This window comes from Pseudomonas sp. R37(2017) (assembly GCF_002113375.1).
Classification (GTDB): Bacteria; Pseudomonadota; Gammaproteobacteria; order Pseudomonadales; family Pseudomonadaceae; genus Aquipseudomonas.
Map to the genome: position 1 here is coordinate 379,421 of NZ_NEHO01000005.1, position 16,680 is coordinate 396,100.

The 16,680-nt window shown below is 60.6% G+C and carries 15 protein-coding genes; 8 read left to right on the forward strand and 7 right to left on the reverse strand.

Annotated elements, in window-relative coordinates:
* Positions 1 to 24 precede the first annotated feature (24 nt).
* From CAG47_RS11855 to CAG47_RS11870, 4 genes are all read left to right on the forward strand, one after another.
* On the forward strand, positions 25 to 2,547 hold the full coding sequence (locus CAG47_RS11855; protein WP_085725033.1) for a TcfC E-set like domain-containing protein: 2,523 nt from the start codon (positions 25 to 27) through the stop codon (positions 2,545 to 2,547).
* Positions 2,548 to 2,596: 49 nt separating this feature from the next.
* Positions 2,597 to 3,817: a hypothetical protein gene (locus tag CAG47_RS11860; RefSeq protein ID WP_085725034.1), complete on the forward strand. Its 1,221-nt coding sequence runs from the start codon at positions 2,597 to 2,599 to the stop codon at positions 3,815 to 3,817.
* A 57-nt stretch (positions 3,818 to 3,874) separates the two neighbouring features.
* On the forward strand, positions 3,875 to 4,612 hold the full coding sequence (locus CAG47_RS11865) for a pilus assembly protein (RefSeq protein ID WP_085725035.1): 738 nt from the start codon (positions 3,875 to 3,877) through the stop codon (positions 4,610 to 4,612).
* Positions 4,613 to 4,758: 146 nt separating this feature from the next.
* On the forward strand, positions 4,759 to 5,571 hold the full coding sequence (locus tag CAG47_RS11870; RefSeq protein ID WP_085725036.1) for an alpha/beta fold hydrolase: 813 nt from the start codon (positions 4,759 to 4,761) through the stop codon (positions 5,569 to 5,571).
* Positions 5,572 to 5,586: 15 nt separating this feature from the next.
* Here the strand turns inward: CAG47_RS11870 and dsbG are convergent, their stop codons facing one another.
* From dsbG to dsbD, 3 genes are read right to left on the reverse strand one after another with little or no spacing between them, the layout of a single operon-like run.
* Positions 5,587 to 6,354: a thiol:disulfide interchange protein DsbG gene (gene dsbG / locus CAG47_RS11875; RefSeq protein WP_085725037.1), complete on the reverse strand. Its 768-nt coding sequence runs from the start codon at positions 6,352 to 6,354 to the stop codon at positions 5,587 to 5,589.
* Positions 6,330 to 7,184, reverse strand: a complete 855-nt coding sequence (locus tag CAG47_RS11880; protein ID WP_085725038.1) for a TlpA disulfide reductase family protein — start codon at positions 7,182 to 7,184, stop codon at positions 6,330 to 6,332. Before CAG47_RS11880 ends, dsbG begins: the two co-directional genes overlap by 25 nt.
* Positions 7,184 to 8,920, reverse strand: a complete 1,737-nt coding sequence (gene dsbD / locus CAG47_RS11885) for a protein-disulfide reductase DsbD (protein WP_085725039.1) — start codon at positions 8,918 to 8,920, stop codon at positions 7,184 to 7,186. The genes CAG47_RS11880 and dsbD overlap by 1 nt, the downstream gene beginning before the upstream one ends.
* Before the next feature lie 154 nt (positions 8,921 to 9,074).
* On the opposite strand from dsbD, the gene CAG47_RS11890 reads away from it, so the two are divergent.
* The 4 genes from CAG47_RS11890 to CAG47_RS11905 all read left to right on the forward strand — a co-directional run bounded on the left by CAG47_RS11890 (position 9,075) and on the right by CAG47_RS11905 (position 12,996).
* Positions 9,075 to 9,755, forward strand: coding sequence for a response regulator (locus CAG47_RS11890; protein ID WP_008020398.1), 681 nt, complete (start codon positions 9,075 to 9,077; stop codon positions 9,753 to 9,755).
* Complete coding sequence (locus CAG47_RS11895; protein WP_085725040.1) at positions 9,752 to 11,077, forward strand: ATP-binding protein; 1,326 nt, start codon at positions 9,752 to 9,754, stop codon at positions 11,075 to 11,077. Before CAG47_RS11890 ends, CAG47_RS11895 begins: the two co-directional genes overlap by 4 nt.
* A 209-nt stretch (positions 11,078 to 11,286) precedes the next feature.
* Positions 11,287 to 12,687 carry an aspartate aminotransferase family protein gene (locus CAG47_RS11900; RefSeq protein WP_085725041.1) on the forward strand — a complete coding sequence of 467 codons (1,401 nt, stop codon included), beginning with the start codon at positions 11,287 to 11,289 and terminating at the stop codon, positions 12,685 to 12,687.
* Positions 12,688 to 12,768: 81 nt separating this feature from the next.
* Complete coding sequence (locus CAG47_RS11905) at positions 12,769 to 12,996, forward strand: MbtH family protein (RefSeq protein ID WP_085725042.1); 228 nt, start codon at positions 12,769 to 12,771, stop codon at positions 12,994 to 12,996.
* Between the two features lie 120 nt (positions 12,997 to 13,116).
* Here the strand turns inward: CAG47_RS11905 and CAG47_RS11910 are convergent, their stop codons facing one another.
* The 4 genes from CAG47_RS11910 to CAG47_RS11925 are packed head-to-tail and all read right to left on the reverse strand — an operon-like array spanning position 13,117 to position 16,678.
* The gene (locus tag CAG47_RS11910; RefSeq protein ID WP_085725043.1) at positions 13,117 to 14,019 is read right to left on the reverse strand and encodes a metal ABC transporter solute-binding protein, Zn/Mn family; all 903 of its coding nucleotides are present in this window, start codon (positions 14,017 to 14,019) and stop codon (positions 13,117 to 13,119) included.
* Complete coding sequence (locus CAG47_RS11915; protein ID WP_085725044.1) at positions 14,020 to 14,919, reverse strand: metal ABC transporter permease; 900 nt, start codon at positions 14,917 to 14,919, stop codon at positions 14,020 to 14,022. It abuts the gene before it with no gap.
* Positions 14,919 to 15,755, reverse strand: a complete 837-nt coding sequence (locus CAG47_RS11920; protein WP_085725045.1) for a metal ABC transporter ATP-binding protein — start codon at positions 15,753 to 15,755, stop codon at positions 14,919 to 14,921. Before CAG47_RS11920 ends, CAG47_RS11915 begins: the two co-directional genes overlap by 1 nt.
* Complete coding sequence (locus CAG47_RS11925) at positions 15,752 to 16,678, reverse strand: metal ABC transporter substrate-binding protein (protein WP_085725046.1); 927 nt, start codon at positions 16,676 to 16,678, stop codon at positions 15,752 to 15,754. Before CAG47_RS11925 ends, CAG47_RS11920 begins: the two co-directional genes overlap by 4 nt.
* Between the last annotated feature and the right edge of the window lie 2 nt (positions 16,679 to 16,680).

Genomic DNA, 16,680 nt, shown 5'->3' on the forward strand with positions numbered 1-16,680 from the left:
AGCGCTAACTTGAGAAATACTTCCATGTTTTCGAAGACTCCTGTCGCAGGAGCGCTTGCGCTGATTATTTGCGCGGGTGCGCTTGCCAGTGAAACCAGACATACGGATAAAACCGTCAGTTTGCTGCAACAGGCTGAAGGCTTGCCCGCGGAGTTTCATGAATTCTTTTTTGATGTGCCATTGGCTGTTCGCGTCGAGGTCGACAAACAGTTTCTGGGTGAGGCCATGATCCAGTTGACCCGGGATGAGCGGATCACGTTGATCAATTTTACCGATACCCGCAACAGCGACCTGACTTCGGCCGAACGTGATGAGTGGTCTGCATTCCTGACCCAGGGCGTGGCGCTGGGATCGTGCAAAAGCGCCTGCCCTCGGCAATTGCAGGCGGTTCACTACAGCCTTGCGGACTCCATGGTGTCGCTGGTAACGGCCAATGCCGAGCGCGACCCGCAAACCCGACAGTTTCACGATCAACCGGAAGGCGGCAGTGTCGGGTTGATTGTGCGCAATCAATTGAACATCAGCGGCGGTCAGGAGCAGAACGCGGCCGGTCGTTATGGCCTGGAGGCAAGCGCGAGCCTGGGCAACTGGACTAACACGTTCAACGCCCAACTTTCGCGCATGTCCGGGGTAGACACAGGCATCAAGCATGCAGTTCATGAGTTGCATGCCCAGCGGGAACTGGAAGGCAGCTTCTTTCGTGCCGGGTACTTTACGCCCAGCGCCCAGGGTTTGACTCGGTCAGCGCGGACAATCGGCGCCGGCCCCGATACCGTGTTGGGCATGATGTACGGCAGTTCCGACAGCCTGGCGGTGGACGACCCCAAACCGAGCCTCTATCCGATTTCGGTGACCGCCAATCGACAGGCGATGGTGGAGATCTATCGCAACGGCGCGTTGATCAACAGTCAGCAGGTGGCCAGCGGCCTTCAGACTCTGGACACGCGTCCGTTGCCGGGCGGCATCTACGAGGTGGAAGTGCGTCTGATCGAAGATGGCCAAGTGATTTCCACCAACCAGGAGCTTGTTTACAAGCCCACCAACTGGCGCAACCCGGAAAATCGCTGGCGCTACAACCTGTTTGCCGGTCGCGAAAGCAAGTTGCTCAGCAATTGGCAAGAAAGCGATGACGGCGACCTGACGGCAGGCGCTGCCTTCAACTTTCTGCTGCACCCACGAGTGGTCCTGGGCTTGTCCGCCCGACAGGTCAAGGAGCAGATGCAACTGGGCACTTCCGCCGAGTTGACGGTGAGCGACAAGACTTCCGTCTTTGGCAGCCTGTCCCAGACCAAGGGCGAAGGCACGGGCGTGGAAGTGCAGGGCGTACATCACTACAACGGTGGCAGTCTGGTGTTGCGCCACCAGCGCAGTTGGCTGGACACACGCAACACTTACGAAACGCTGCCGGACGGAACGCACATCCGCCAACGCAATACGTACAACGGACAAACCAGCAACACGTCGCTGGCGATGAACCAACGCCTGAACAGCAGGAGTTCGATCAGTGCGCAAGTTTCCCATAGCGAGGGTTATTCCGAAGGTATGGGCATCGATTTGAGTTGGACCCGCAATGCGCAGTTGTTTGGCAATGCTGCCGACTGGCGGGTGGCGGTGTTCGACCGGCCGGGTACCCTGGGTACTGCCAACCAGCGTAATCGCGGGATCGATCTCAGCCTGCGCCTGGCATTGGGTTCGGACGGTCACCAGGTGTCCGGTAGCATCGGTCAGCGCACGTCGCGTGACGGTGGGCGGGATGCCAATGCGTCCGTCACCTATCGTCGGGACCTCAAGGATCATGTTTTGCAGAGCGTATCCGCCACGACAAGCAGAGATGTATACGGGACCGGCCTGGCGGGCACGGTCGACTTCAAGACTGACCAGGTCAACGGTTCCATGCATGCACAGCGCTCTTCCTTCAACGGTGGTGTCACTGGTGGGTTGAATCTGGACAGTACCCTGGCGGTCAGTGGAAAAAAACTGGTACTCAGCAGCCAGGCTACGACTCGCGAGGCGGGGATGATCGTTGATGTCGAGAGCGACGTGGATGATATCCAGTTGCGCGCCGACGACTTCTCCGGCACCCACTCCACGCTGCGGGCAGGTCGTAATTTCATTCCGGTGTCGGCCTACAGGAACGGTACCGTGAGCTTCGATTTCAACGGGACGGATGTGCCCGCGGCAACCATCCAGCCGGCGCGTACCACCTACCACTTGAACAAGGGCGGCGTGGATTATCGTCAGGTACGCATTCTGAAGACGGTGACAGTCATGGGCCGCCTGGTGGATGCCACTGGGAAACCGCTGAAAGGCCACCATGTTATCAACCATGCCAGTCGTGGCGTCAGCGAAGTCGATGGGTTCTTTTCCATGGAACTGAGTGAAAAGTCTCCTACACTTGAAGTGCGGCACGACAGTCAGTTGTTATGCCAGTTCAGGCTCGATCCCACCTCCCAGCGTCGAGAGAATGATGTGCTGATGGTAGGCGATCTCAAGTGTCATTCAGACACTTTGGCCGAAGCTGCTTATAAGTCTGAAAAAGCCAGTTGATGGGCACTTATACACAGCGGTCTGAATATGGCGTACACAGGAAAGTCAAATGAACAAGTCAATGAATCGCCTTGTATTGGCGGGGATGCTTTGCGGGTTTTATCCGGGTTTTTCCCAGGCTGCCACATTGAACGTAGATGCGGAAATAAAGCCGGATCCGAGCAATCCGGCCAGTGCTGAAATTATTAACAAGACCCCGGTTACCGGGTTTTGTGTGGAATACCCGGGCCAATGCGCCAGTAATCGTATTCGAAGTAATACTTTTAATATTAGTTTTCAATCGTCTGGGGCTATTCCGCAAGATGGCAGCATGCCGTTCAATTTTCCAGCGACATGGCGCAGGTTTAAAGTCGACCATGAAAGTATTCCTGGCGAGACCGCAGAGATCGAAATCCGAATTTCCGGAGCAGGAACCCGTTATCGCTTGAGTGACACTGCACAAGCGCTGACGGGACGACCATCGGGTGTCACTCCTCATGAATACCATGTCACTCTTTGGAGGCCCTCATGGGCTAACGCGGTTGCCCCCTGTACTTCAGTGATTTCTGATGGTGCTGATCCAAACGGAAGGGACTACACAACTTTCTGGAGAATGTCTGCAGAAGTCACCTCCTGTGGTCCAAGAACCGCACGATTTGCAATTCCGTGGATGACTTTAGACCGGCTCGATGTAGATTATGAGTTACGAGCAGTTCGCCCGGAAAAACTCATCAGTGGCAACTATTCGGGATCGTATACCTACACAATACCCAACGACTTGAACATGGGTAATCTGACTGCCAGTGATCCTTCGATGACATTCAACCTGAACCTGTCAGTGAAACAGGACGTCAAGGTGGTCATGTCCTCCGACAGGGTAGCCCTCGCGCCCAAGGGCGGATGGATGGAGTGGATCGCTAACGGTCGCAAAGAGGAAAAGTTGCTGGGGGACCTGCGATTTTCCATATTGAGCTCTGCGCCGTTCAAGATGGAACTTACTTGCGAGCGTTTTGTGGGTGATACTTGTGCGATCAGCAATGGATCCCATCAAGTACCGGTCGATATGAGTGTCAGTCTGGCACCTCCGTGGGTCGACGATATGAGTCAGCCTGTATCGCGGCGTCCACTGACAGTGACCGGCGCCGGTTTGCAACATCTGAAATTGATAGGTTCGGCCACTGGGCAGCCCAGTATTTTGCACTTCGAGGTGCAAGCAGACTCAGTCAAGGATATGCAAGGCGACAGCAGTTATCGCGGAACCGTCTATGTCACCTTTGATTCTGACATTTAATAACAGTAGCGCGGCCAGAGGCTTGATCGGGCCCGTTTTCAGTATGAGGTTCATCTCATGAAATTTCTTTATACGATGCTTTGCACATTGATGTTCAGCATGAACGCTCATGCGGGCCCGAGCCTGCAAATCGGTACCTTCTATGACTTTATGAAAGGTACTCAAAGTAGTTATCTGAAACGTATTCATAACGGCGGTACATCAACGGCATTCGTAAAAGTCGAGATCAAGGAGATTTTTTACGAGAAGAACGGGAAGTCTCGAGAAGAGCCCTTGAAGGTCGTCGAGGGCAGTACTCGCGATGGCCTGGTTGCCAGTCCGGCCCGGTTGATCGTGCCAGCCAAGGGCACTCAGGGCACTCGCCTGCTGTATACCGGCGATCGTAGCAAGGAGCGATATTTCCGGGTTCGCTTTTTGCCGGTAGTACCTGAAAAAGAAGATAAATTCGCCGTTTCCGAAAGTGAGCGCGAATCCTATGAAAAGAGCATGTCTGCCGGTTTCAACGTAATGGCAGGTTATGGCTCGGTATTTTTTGTTCGCCCGGCCGAGACCCGGTTTGATACCCGGATCGATAACATTGCGAATCGTTATAAAGTGCAAAACAACGGCAATAGCGTGGTCGTTATCGACGCTTTCAAGGACTGTTCAGCCAAGAACGAGGATGAGTGCAAACCGACCAAAAAAGTACACTTGATCCCAGGTCATGATTTTGCGTTCGATAAGCAAGCGGGTCGAGTCTATCGCTATAACTTGATCGAGGACGGAAAGAAAACCCCTGTGGAAGTGAAGGGGTAGTCAGCGTCCATCGACAGGTTGGCGGTGAGCGAGATCACCGGGGGGAAGCTCGCGATGGCGGTTGTACAAACCCGTACGTTCCTGCGATTGACTGCAGGGTGCCGGTCGCTCAGTCTTGCCGCTCCATTTTTCTGCGGAGCCCCTCGATGCCCTTCGTAACCCTGGATGGACAAGCTCTTCACTACATCGATCAAGGCACTGGCCCGGCCGTGCTGCTGGCCGGCAGTTACCTGTGGGACCAGGCCATGTGGGCGCCGCAGATTGCCGCGTTGGCGCAACAGTATCGGGTGATCGCCCTGGACTTGTGGGGCCATGGTGAATCCGGGCCTATGCCAGCAGCCACGACGTCGCTGGATGATCTGGCACGCCAGGCCCTGATGCTGCTCGATCATCTTGATATCGGGCAGGTCACCCTGGTCGGTCTGTCGGTAGGCGGTATGTGGGGCGCGCGCCTGGCGTTGTCGGCGCCGCAGCGTATCAACGGGCTGGTGATGATGGACACCTACCTGGGTGTCGAGCCGGAGCCGACCCGTCAGTACTACTTCTCGCTACTGCAGCAGATCGAAGAGGCGGGCGCCATTGCCCCGCAGTTGCTGGATATCGTGGTGCCGATCTTCTTTCGCCCCGGTATCGACCCGCAGTCGCCTCTGTACCGGAACTTCCGTGCGACGCTGGCAGCTTTGCCTGCCGATCGCCTGCGTGAAAGCATTGTGCCGATGGGGCGCATTACCTTTGGCCGCGAGGATTTCATGGCGCGGCTGGGTGAGCTCGACGCTGCCAGCACGCTGGTGATGTGCGGCGACCAGGACAAACCTCGGCCACCGAATGAGGCCCGTGAGATGGCCGGGTTGATTGGCTGTCCATGGGTGCTGGTGCCGGAGGCGGGGCATATTTCCAATCTGGAAAACCCCGGGTTCGTCACCGCCGAATTGCTGAAGTTCATAGCTTCAAGAAGTTAGTGGGTTTACTGCCCGTCACTTCGGCCCGAGAATCTTCGCCAGCTTGTCCGGCGACGGCGCGCCTTGCTGCTGTTGCAGATTCCCCTTGTCATCCATGTAGAAAATCGCCGGCGTCGCCTGCAACTCCAACTCTTCCATCAACTGCATGTTGGCCGCGAGTTTCGCCTGAACGGCTGGCGGCACTTCCTTCAAGGCCTTGAGCGAACTGCCCTTGCCTGCGGCTTCGTGGTCCTGCAGGGCTTTTTCCGGGTCTTTGGCCGCGAGCAATGCGGCGGATTTCCCTGGGCTGTCTTCGCGGATGATACCGACCATGATGTGGCGCAACTGCACCTTGCCCGCCTTGACCCATGGCCTGGCCTGTTCCCAGAACATGTTGCAGTACGGGCAGTTCGGGTCACTGAACAGGTACACCACGCGCGGCGCATCCTTGTTGCCGTCGCCGATCCAGTTGCTGGTTTCGAACTTGGCCCAGACTTCCTTGGCCATCGGCGCATACACCAGCTTCTGCAACGGTGCGCTGCTCAGGTCATTGCCCTCGGCGTCATACAGGTTGCCCAGCAATACGTGTTTGCCATCCGGTGTCAGGTACAGCGCCATGCCGCGGTTCTGGTACTGCGCGGCATAACCGCGCAAGCCATCGGGGGCATCGAACTGGCCGACGATTTTCGCGCCCTTGGCCTCGATTTTCTTGATCGCATCGGGCAATTCTTCGGCCTGCACCGACGGCAGGTGCAGCAGGGCGGCACCGAGGCTCAGGGTCAGCAGGTGGCGGAGGCGGGGCATGGCAGTTTCCTTGAAGAGGTGGCAGGTACGGTGTCGAAGTTTTCCAGTGCGCGGGCCAGGCTGGCATCCGACAACTCGCCCAGATGGCTGCCCAGCAGGCGACCTTCGGGGCTATAGAACAGGGTAGTCGGCAACGCCATGGAGCCCACGGCCTGGCTCAGACGCCCACCGCCGTCGAACAGCACGTTGGTCAGGCTCAGGCCCTGGGTTTCCAGAAAGGTCGCGACGCTTTGCATGCTTTCCGCCTGATTGACGAACAGGAACGTCAGGTCCGGCCTTTGTTGCTGGGCGTTTTCCAGCACCGGCATTTCCCGGCGGCATGGCGGGCACCAGGTGGCCCAGAGATTGATCACCAGCGGGCCGCCCTTGTAGTCGGCCAATTGCACGGTTTCGCCAGCGGCATTGCGCAGGGCGATCTCCGGCAGGCGTGTGCCTTGTTCATAAATCGACAGGGAGAACGTCGCCAACAACCAGAACGCCAGGCCACTGGCCACGCCAAAGCCCAGTGGTCGGCGCAAACCCGGGCGACGCCAGCCGCGATACAGGGTGGCAAGCAAAACCACAATCACTCCCGGCCAGGCGAGGAAACCGCCATCGCGCAGGTCGATGATCTGCCACGGATCGTTGCGATAATGCACCCAATAGGCCGCCACGAAGCCGATTCGCGCCGCCAGCATGCCAATCAGAAACAGGCTGAACAGCACCGACTCGGGGTTGTCGCCGCCACGCTTGGCCACCCGCCAGCCGACAAACGTGGCCAGCGCCAGCGCACTGATCAGCAGCAGGTGATTAAGCGCGATGGCAAAGGTGCCGAGGGTGAAGGTCAGCATTAACGGGCGTCTCGGGTAGTGGTCCAGCGTTGCAGGAAAGTATCGGCATCGACTTCGCCAGTGATGCGCTGGCTGCGACGCTCCTCGCCATCAGCGCCAATCCACAGCAGGCTCGGTGGCCCCGGCACTTTGAAACGAGCGAGCAGTTCGCGGCTGGCGGCATTGTCCGCGGTCACGTCCAACCGGAGCAAGCGCACGTCACTCAAGGCTTGCATGACATTGGCTTTGCCGAACACCTGTTTTTCCATGACCTTGCACGACACGCACCAGTCGGCGTAGTAGTCCAGCAGCACCCACTGGCCCCGAGCCTGCGCGGCATCGAGTTCCTGTTGCAGTGCCTGCGGATCCTTGATGGTGGTGAAGGCATCGTGGCCAACCGGCACGGCGGCCACCGCCTGGTTCGAGGCGCGGAAGACCTGCAACGGCTTGAAGGGATCGTCACTGCCACCGGCCGCCCCGATTACCAGCAGGCTGCCCCACAAACCGAGCAGCAACGAACTGGCGCCAAACAGGTGGGCGATACGACCGAAACCTTCCGACTGTTTCCAGGCACTGTAGGCCGCGATCAGCAGTAGCGCACCGCATAAGCCGACCCACAGGGACTGGTCCAGCACCGGGCGCAGCATCAGCAACGCGGTGGCGAGGAACAAGAAGCCGAAAATGCCTTTGACCAGGTTCATCCAGGCGCCAGGCTTGGGCATGAAGCGATTCCCGACGGTCACCAGCAACAGCAGCGGCACGCCGATACCGATACCCATGGCAAAGAGGATCAAGCCGCCATGCAGCGCGTTACCGCTTTGCGCGATGTAGAGCAGGGCGCCGGCCAGCGGCGCTGTCATGCACGGGCCGACCAACAGGCCGGACAGGGCCCCCAGCACCCCGGCACCGATCAGGCTGCCGCCACGCTGATTGCGCGAGACATTTTCCAGGCGATCACGCACAGCCACCGGCAGTTGCAGTTCGAAATAACCGAACATCGGCAGCGCCAGCAACACGAAAATCGCCGCGAAACTGCCCAGCAACCAGGGGTTCTGCAACCAGGCTTGCAGGTTCGCCCCGAGGGAGGCGGCCAGGACACCCATCGCCGCATACACCAGCGCCATGCTGACCACATAACTGCTGGCCAGGGTCAATCCGCGTTTGGGCGTGGCGCCGCTGCCGACGATCAAGCCGGCCAGAATCGGCAGCATCGGCAATGAACAAGGGGTGAAAGCCAACAACAGGCCCAGGCCGAAGAACACCAGAAGGCTCCAGCCCAGCGCCCGTTGTTGCAGGCCGCTGGCCAATGCCTGGTCCGGTGCTTCGTTTGCCGCAACGCTGACCGCCTTGCCACCCAGATCCACGACCTGAGTCTGCGGCGGATAACACAAACCGGCATCGGCGCAGCCCTGGTAGCTGACCTTGACCTTGCCGCTGGCACCGGCCGGAATCTTCAGTTCAAGACCCTGGCGATAGACCGGCTGCTCACCGAAAAACTCGTCGCTGTGGGCTTCACCTTCCGGCAGCGCGGGATGTTGCGCGACAGGCAATCCGTCGAATTTCAAACGTTTCTGGTACAGGTAATAACCGTCGGTGATCTGCCAATAGAGCTGGGTTTCACCGGACTCCAGGCGCTCAGAGCTGAACGCGAACGCTTTATCGACCGGGAGAAACTCGGGTTTGGTATCGAATGGATTGGTCCCCGCCTGGGCCAGGCCAGCGATCATGAGGGTAAAAAGTAAAAACAGACGACGCATGGATAAGCCTTTGCCCTGTGCAATTAGAGTGCACAGTGGCGGGCGGCGATTAACCGATGATTAACCGCTTCGGCCTTGTGGCGGTGGCGCCTGCGGCATAATGTCGGCTTAATCGGTCAACGGCTTAATCCGCTTTATTTCTACGAGGCTCCCCATGCACGTACTGGTTTGCGAAGACGATGAGCTGATCGCCAGCGGCATTGTCGCCGGCCTGACCGCCCAGGGCCTTACCGTGGAGCACGTCGCCACGGCGTCCGCCGCCCGGGCGATGCTCAAGGTCGCGGAGTTCGACGTGATGGTGCTCGACCTTGGCCTGCCGGACGAGGATGGCCTCAAGCTGCTGCAGCAGTTGCGCCATCAAGGCCTGGAACTGCCGGTCTTGATCCTCACCGCCCGGGACTCGGTCACCGATCGCGTGGATGGCCTGCAAGCCGGCGCCGATGATTACCTGCTCAAACCCTTCGACTTGCGTGAACTCGCTGCACGCCTGCATACGCTGTTGCGACGGGTGGCGGGGCGCAGCGTCAACCTGATCGAACATGGTGCCCTGACTTACGACCCCAGCAGCCGCGAAACCACGCTCGCGGGGCAACCGGTGGACCTGTCGCGCCGCGAGCAGTCACTCCTGCAAGCGTTGTTGCATAACCGTGGCCGGGTGCTGTCCACCGAGCAACTGAAGGACAGTGTCTACGGTTTCAACGACGAACTGGAGAGCAACGCCCTCAACGTCCATATCCATCACCTGCGGCGCAAGCTTGGCAATGGCATTGTCGAGACCGTGCGCGGCCTGGGCTATCGCCTGGGGCCGGCTGATGGCGGAGAAGAATCGAAGTGATGAGTCTGCGTTTGCGCCTGAGCCTGACGCTCGGCGCCGCGTTTGCGCTGATCTGGGCCCTGGCCGCGGCCTGGATGCTCAGCGATTTGCGCAATCAAATGATGTTTTCCCTCGACCAGCGCCTGGTGGCGTCGGCGCGCATGGTCGCCGGCCTGATGGAGCAATTGCCACCCCTGCCGAGCAAGGGCGAGGGCACCCATTTCAGTGCCGAACAATTGAACATTCCCGGTGGAATGGCGTGCCAGGTCAGCTCGTTGCGCGGGGAAATCCTTGCTCGCAGCCACTCCGATCCGCAACAAGCGCTGGAGGCCGAAAAACTGGGGTTTCACGATCAGATGATCGACGGCGCGCCGTGGCGCAGTTTCACATTGGCCCGGGGAGATCTGCGCATCACCACCGCCGACCGGCAGATCGAACGTGAGGCGTTGAACCTGTCGATTCTGCTGGCCGCTTCGGTACCGGTGGGCGTGGCCTTGCTCGGATGCCTGTGCCTGCTTTGGCTGGGCATCGGCCAGGGGCTGGTGCCGCTCAACCGCATGCGTGATGCCTTGATGCGTCGTAGCGCCGACTCCCTCGAGCCCTTGCAGATCCATCCGTTGCCCCGCGAGCTGCAACCCTTGCTGGAAACCCAGAACCAGCTGCTCCAGCGCATCGGCAAGACGATCGAGCGCGAACGGCGCCTGACCGGTGATGCGGCCCACGAGCTGCGCAGCCCGCTGACCGCGATCAAGACCCACCTGCAAGTGGCGCGCATGACCGACGGCAATGCTCGCGACCAGTCACTGGCCAGGGCCGAAGAGGGTGCAGATCGCATGCATCGCACGCTTGAGCAATTGCTGTTGCTGGCGCGAGTCGAGGGCAGTCTGTCGTTTGATGACGGTGTGCAGTGCAATGCCGAGCAAGTGGCGAAACTGGCGATCCAGGACGCGGCGAGCGGCGATCGGCAACGCATCAAGTTCCAGGCGCCGGGCACGGTCTCCGCTGCGCCAGTACAAATGCCCGCCGTGCTGTCGATTGCCGCGCTGCGCAACTTGCTCGACAACGCACTGCGGCATACCCCTGCCGACAAGGCGGTGGAGTTGAGCCTGGAAACCACCGGCAATCGTGTGCAATTCGTGGTGCGCGACCATGGACCGGGGATTGCCGAAGAGGATCTGCAATACCTGACCCAGCGTTTCTGGCGCAACGGCCAGAGCACCGGTTGTGGCCTGGGGTTGGCGATAGTCCAGGCGATCGTCCAGCGTTGCGGCTGCACGCTGTATTTCGATAGCCGTCCGGACGGCTTGCGGGTCGAGCTGACGATGCCGCTGCAATCCATCTGAAAACATCATTAAACCCCTGTAGGAGCGAGCAAGCTCGCGATGGTCGTTAACGATGACACTGGCTGCCTGACACCCCGCGGTGCCTGTGCCTCCATCGCGAGCTTGCCGCAAGCGGGCACTCGCTCCTACAGGGTTTGCGTGTTACCGCCTAAATCCCTCAAGCGCTGATGCGTTTCCAGAACAGGAAAACCTTATTGAGGGGTCGAGAGATGTCAGTCGCTACCAGCCTGATCGAAGAGCAACCGGCGACGTCCGCCGAGACGCTTTATCAGTTCAACGAATCGCCATTGCTCGCCCGCCAGAGCCAGCAGGAGTCCAATGCCCGCAGCTATCCGCGACGCATTCCCCTGGCGCTCAAGCGCGCCAGGGGTATTTACGTCGAAGACGTCGAAGGCCGCACGTTCATCGACTGCCTGGCCGGTGCCGGGACCTTGGCCCTGGGGCACAACCACCCGGTGGTGATCCAGGCGATCCAACAAGTGCTGACCGATGAGCTGCCACTGCATACCCTGGACCTGACCACGCCGGTCAAAGACCAGTTCGTCCAGGACCTGTTTGGCCTGCTGCCGCCCGCGCTGGCCGCGGAAGCGAAGATCCAGTTCTGCGGCCCCAGCGGCACTGACGCTGTGGAAGCCGCGCTGAAGCTGGTGCGTACCGCCACCGGTCGCAGCACCGTGATCTCGTTCCAGGGCGGCTATCACGGCATGAGCCAGGGGGCGTTGAGCCTGATGGGTAGCCTTGGGCCGAAAAAGCCCCTGGGTGCCTTGCTCGGCAGCGGCGTGCAGTTCATGCCGTACCCATACGATTACCGCTGCCCGTTCGGGCTTGGCGGCGCGCCGGGGGTCAAAGCCAACCTGAGTTACCTGGAAAACCTGCTCAACGACCCCGAGGCCGGCGTGCAATTGCCGGCGGCAATCATCGTGGAAGTGGTGCAGGGCGAGGGCGGGGTGATCCCGGCGGACCTGGACTGGCTGCGGGGTGTGCGACGGATCACCGAAGAGGCGGGGGTCGCGCTGATCGTCGATGAAATCCAGAGTGGATTCGCCCGCACCGGCAAGATGTTTGCCTTCGAGCATGCCGGGATCATTCCCGATGTGGTGGTGATGTCCAAGGCCATCGGCGGCAGTCTGCCGCTGGCGGTGGTGATTTATCGCGACTGGCTCGACAGCTGGTTGCCGGGTGCCCATGCGGGGACGTTCCGTGGCAACCAGATGGCCATGGCCGCCGGTTCCGCGGTGATGCGTTTTCTGGTCGAACACAAGGTCTGCGAGCATGCCGCCGCAATGGGCGAGCGTCTGGCCGAGCACTTGCGCATCCTGCAGCGGGACTTCCCGCAACTGGGTGATATTCGCGGGCGTGGCTTGATGCTCGGTGTCGAACTGGTCGATCCGAGGGGCGCGCCGGATGCCCAGGGGCACCCACCGACCTGCGCCCGCCTGGCACCGCTGGTGCAGCGCGAATGCCTCAAGCGTGGCCTGATCCTGGAACTCGGTGGCCGCCATGGCGCGGTGGTGCGCTTCCTGCCGCCACTGGTGATTACCGCTGCGCAAATCGATCGTGTGGCGGAGATTTTTGGTCGGGCCCTGGCCGCTGCCACCGCCCGTCCTTAAATTTTCCATCCCGGGGAACGTTCCTTCTACATAACGGCTGCGCACACAGCGCAGCCCGCCCTGCAACGATGGAGAGACACCATGACGTCAGTATTCGACCGCGAGGACATCCTCTTTCAGGTCGTGGTCAACCACGAAGAGCAATACTCGATCTGGCCCGATTACAAAGCCGTGCCACAAGGCTGGCGCACCGTGGGCAAAAGCGGGCTGAAAAAGGAATGCCTGGCTTACATCGAGGAAACCTGGACCGATATGCGTCCGTTGAGCCTGCGGCAAAAGATGGATGAGCAGGCGGCTGTGACGCGCTGATCGGTCATGCCAAAAGAAGCCCGCTGGACTGGTGACAGTCAGCGGGCTTTTTCATGTCGTGCACGGTCGCCCTGTAGGAGCGAGCACGCTCGCGATGAACGATAACGCGGTCTAACTCAGTTACGCCCCGGCAAGCCCCTTGATCAGCAAATCCACATTCCCCTCCAGTTCAGCCACCGGATCCTCGGCATCGGTGCTCAACACCACCAACCGGCTACCCGACCCGGCTATCACCGCTTTCAGCTCATCCGAGGGTTGCCGGTGATGCAGCACCACCGCCACATCATTGTCCTTGAATGTTGCGCCCAATTGCTTGAGCGCTTCGGCTGTCCACTCGGCGTCGGGGCGTGGGTCCTGGGCGATCAATTCGAGATTGAGACTGCCGATCAGGTAGCCGAAATGATCGCTCAGGCTCATCACATTCAGGTTATCCGCATTGGCGAGGCGCGCTTCGCTGGTGGCACTGAGCTTGAGCAAGCGTTGCTTGAGCGCTGCCAGGTTGGCGTCGATTGTCGGCTTGGCCTCGGGGGCCAGGCGCACCAGGTCCGCCGCCATCACATCGGCCATGCGTCCCATGTTGTTGCTGGAGAACCATGGCTGGCTGTTCAGCCCGTCGACCTTGTTGCCGGGGCGCACGGCAATACCGGGCAGGGCGCCGTCCACCGGGCGGGCGGCGTCGACTTCGACGATGCGGATATTGCTGCGCCGGGAGATCGGGTACAGCGGGTCGTCGGGCCACAGTGAGCGCAGGCTGATCACCGCATCGGCATCATTGGCCAGTTTGGCCAGCGCCGAGGCGCCACGCCCGGTGAAGTAGGCGGTCTGGCGGCTGCCGGGCAGGTTGGCTGGCGCGGCACGTTCGAGGCTGACAGCGGTGCCTTTGAGCAGCACTTCACCGAGACCATAAGTAATCGGCAAGGAGGCCAGTACACGCAGCGGTTTGCCGCTGTCAGCGGCGCAGGTCGCGGTAGTCAGCCCGCACAGGGCAACGGCGAGGGTCAGTTGGCGCAGTGAAAGAATCATTTATCCAAGGTTCCCTTTCAGGCTGGGGACAACGCCGCGCGCGAGGGCGGCCAGAGCGAAGGCGATACCGGCCACGAGGATGATCGCGGCACCGGACGGGATCGGCAGGTCGAAGACGATCGGCGCAAGAATCCCGCACAGCGTGCTGAGGGTGGCGATCAGCACCGAACACCAGAAAAAGCCCTTCAGCGATTGACTGAGCAATCGCGCCGCCGCTGCCGGAATCACCAGCAGGGCACCGACCAGAATCGCACCGATGACCTTCACGGCGGCGACGGTGATCAGCGTCACCAGAATCACGAACAGATAGTCCAGGGTCTTCACCGCCACCCCGCGCACCGCTGCCAGTTGCGGATTGAAACTGGCGAGCATGATGCGGTTGTACAGCGGCAACGCCAGGGCCATCACCAGCGAACCGACGATGGCCAATACCAGCAGGTCATTGCCGTTGACCGTCAGCACTGAACCGAACAGCACGTTTTCCAGGATGTGCACGTTGATCTTGCCCGCCAGAATCAACAGCAGGCTGGCGCCCAGGGCGAGCGACACCGAGAGGAACACGCCGATCAAGGTGTCCGGCGCCAGCCCGGTGCGGTTGCGCAGGTAGTTGAGCAAAATGCCGAACAGCAGGCAGTAACCGAACAGGCTGCCGTAGGGGCCGGTGTAGGGTTCACCGAGCAAAATACCGATGGCCACGCCGGTCAGTGCGGCATGGCCGACCGCCTCGGAGAAAAACGCGAAGCGCTTGACCACCACCAGCGTGCCCAGGCCCCCCAGCACCGGGCCGATCAGCAGACCGGCGAGCAGCGCATTGACCACAAACCCATAGGCCAGCGCCTCGGGCAGATAACCCGACGACGCCCAACCCTGGACCATCAGGCGAAAAGCTTCGTAACTCATCAGGCAAGGCTCCGGGGGTGGCTCGAAAACAGCGTCCACAGGCGCTCCGGCGTCAGTGCCTGTTGCGGCGTGGCGTCGAACAGCACCCGGCGATTGAGTCCGGTGACGTGATCGGCCAGGCGCGCAACCGCTTCCAGGTCGTGCTCGATCCACAGTACGGTGATGCCCGCCGCTCGCCAGTCACCGAGCAAACGCTCGAACACCTGGATGCCGGCCTCGTCGAGGGCCGACATTGGCTCGTCGAGCACCAGCAATTGCGGAGGCGGAACCAGCCCCTGGGCCAGCAACACCCGTTGGCGCTCACCGCCGGACAGCGCCCCCATGCGGCGCTTGCGTTTTTCCTGCATGCCGACCCGCTCAAGGGCTTCGCCAATCGCCGTCGCATAATGTTTGCTCAAACCGAGAAAAGCCGGGCGACGCTGGCACATGGCGGCCATGAAGTCGTCGACGGTCATTGGCAAGCCGCGGTCGAATTCCAGGGCTTGCGGCACGTAGCCGATGGTGCCGGGCTCCTCCGACCATTGCAGGCTCAATCGGCCTTGATGCGGCATTTGCCCGAGCAGGGTCTTGATCAGTGAACTCTTGCCGCCGCCGTTGGGGCCAACCAGTGCGTGCACGCTGCCGGGACGGACCTGGAAGGTCACCTGGTCGAGGATCGTCGTGCGCCCGAGGGTCAGGCTGACATCGGAAAAATCCAGCGTCGGCCCCGAACCCTGTAGGAGCGAGCAGGCTCGCGATTGCGGTGTGTCATTCAATGAAGGTGTCGCCTGACTGGACGCCTTCGCGAGCAGGCTCGCTCCCACAGGGGGGGCACAGAGGGTTTCTTTCGAAGTCATGCGCCGGACTCCTGAATCGCCCGCACCACGGTGTCGAGGTTGCCGGTCATTTCCTTTTCGTACTTGTCTGCGGTGTATTCGCCGTAGGAAATATGCGACAGCGGATACAGCTTCACGCCTGATTCACGTTGGATGGTGTCGACGTAGGTGGATGGAAAATCCATCTCCGAGAAGATCACTTTCACGTCCAGCTCGCGCAGTTGGTCGATGGTCTTTTTCAGCTGGCTCGGGCTCGGCTCGATACCGTGGGCCGGCTCGACCACGGCCGTGACTTCGAGGCCGAACTCACGCAGCAGGTAGTCGTAGGCCGCGTGTACCGTGGCCACTCGCAACTCGGCGTTCGGCGCCTGGGTCAGTTGGGCCAGGGCGTCGGCGCGCATCTTGCGCAAGCGCCTGCCATAGGCTCGGGCGTTCTCGGTGTAGGTCTTGGCATTGGCCGGGTCAAGCTTGCCCAGCTCCCGGGCGATGTTGTTGACCTGGGCGATCGAGGCGCTGATCGACAGAAAGGTGTGCGGGTTTACCACTTTGCCGGCACCGCGCGCGGCAACGCCGGTGGCGGCCAACAGCGGCACGTTTTCATTGGCTTCGATCACCGGCACGTTCGGCGTTTCGCTGGCGGCGATCATGCGGTCGGCGAAATCATCATGACCGACGCCGTTGAGCACGATCACGTCCAGCCCACTGATGCGCTTGATGTCTGCGGCGCGAGGTTCGTAGGCATGCGGGTTGAAGCCGGCGGGGATCAGTGGCACCACTTCAGCCTTGTCGCCAACGACGTTCGCCACGTAGCTGTAGTAAGGGTGCAGGGTGATGCCGATGCGCAGGCGCTTGGCTTCGTCGGCACTGGCCAGGGATGGCAGCAGGCAGGCCAGCAGGCCGACCAGCAGCAAGCGCAAGATGGAACGTTGAGATGAAACAGGCATGG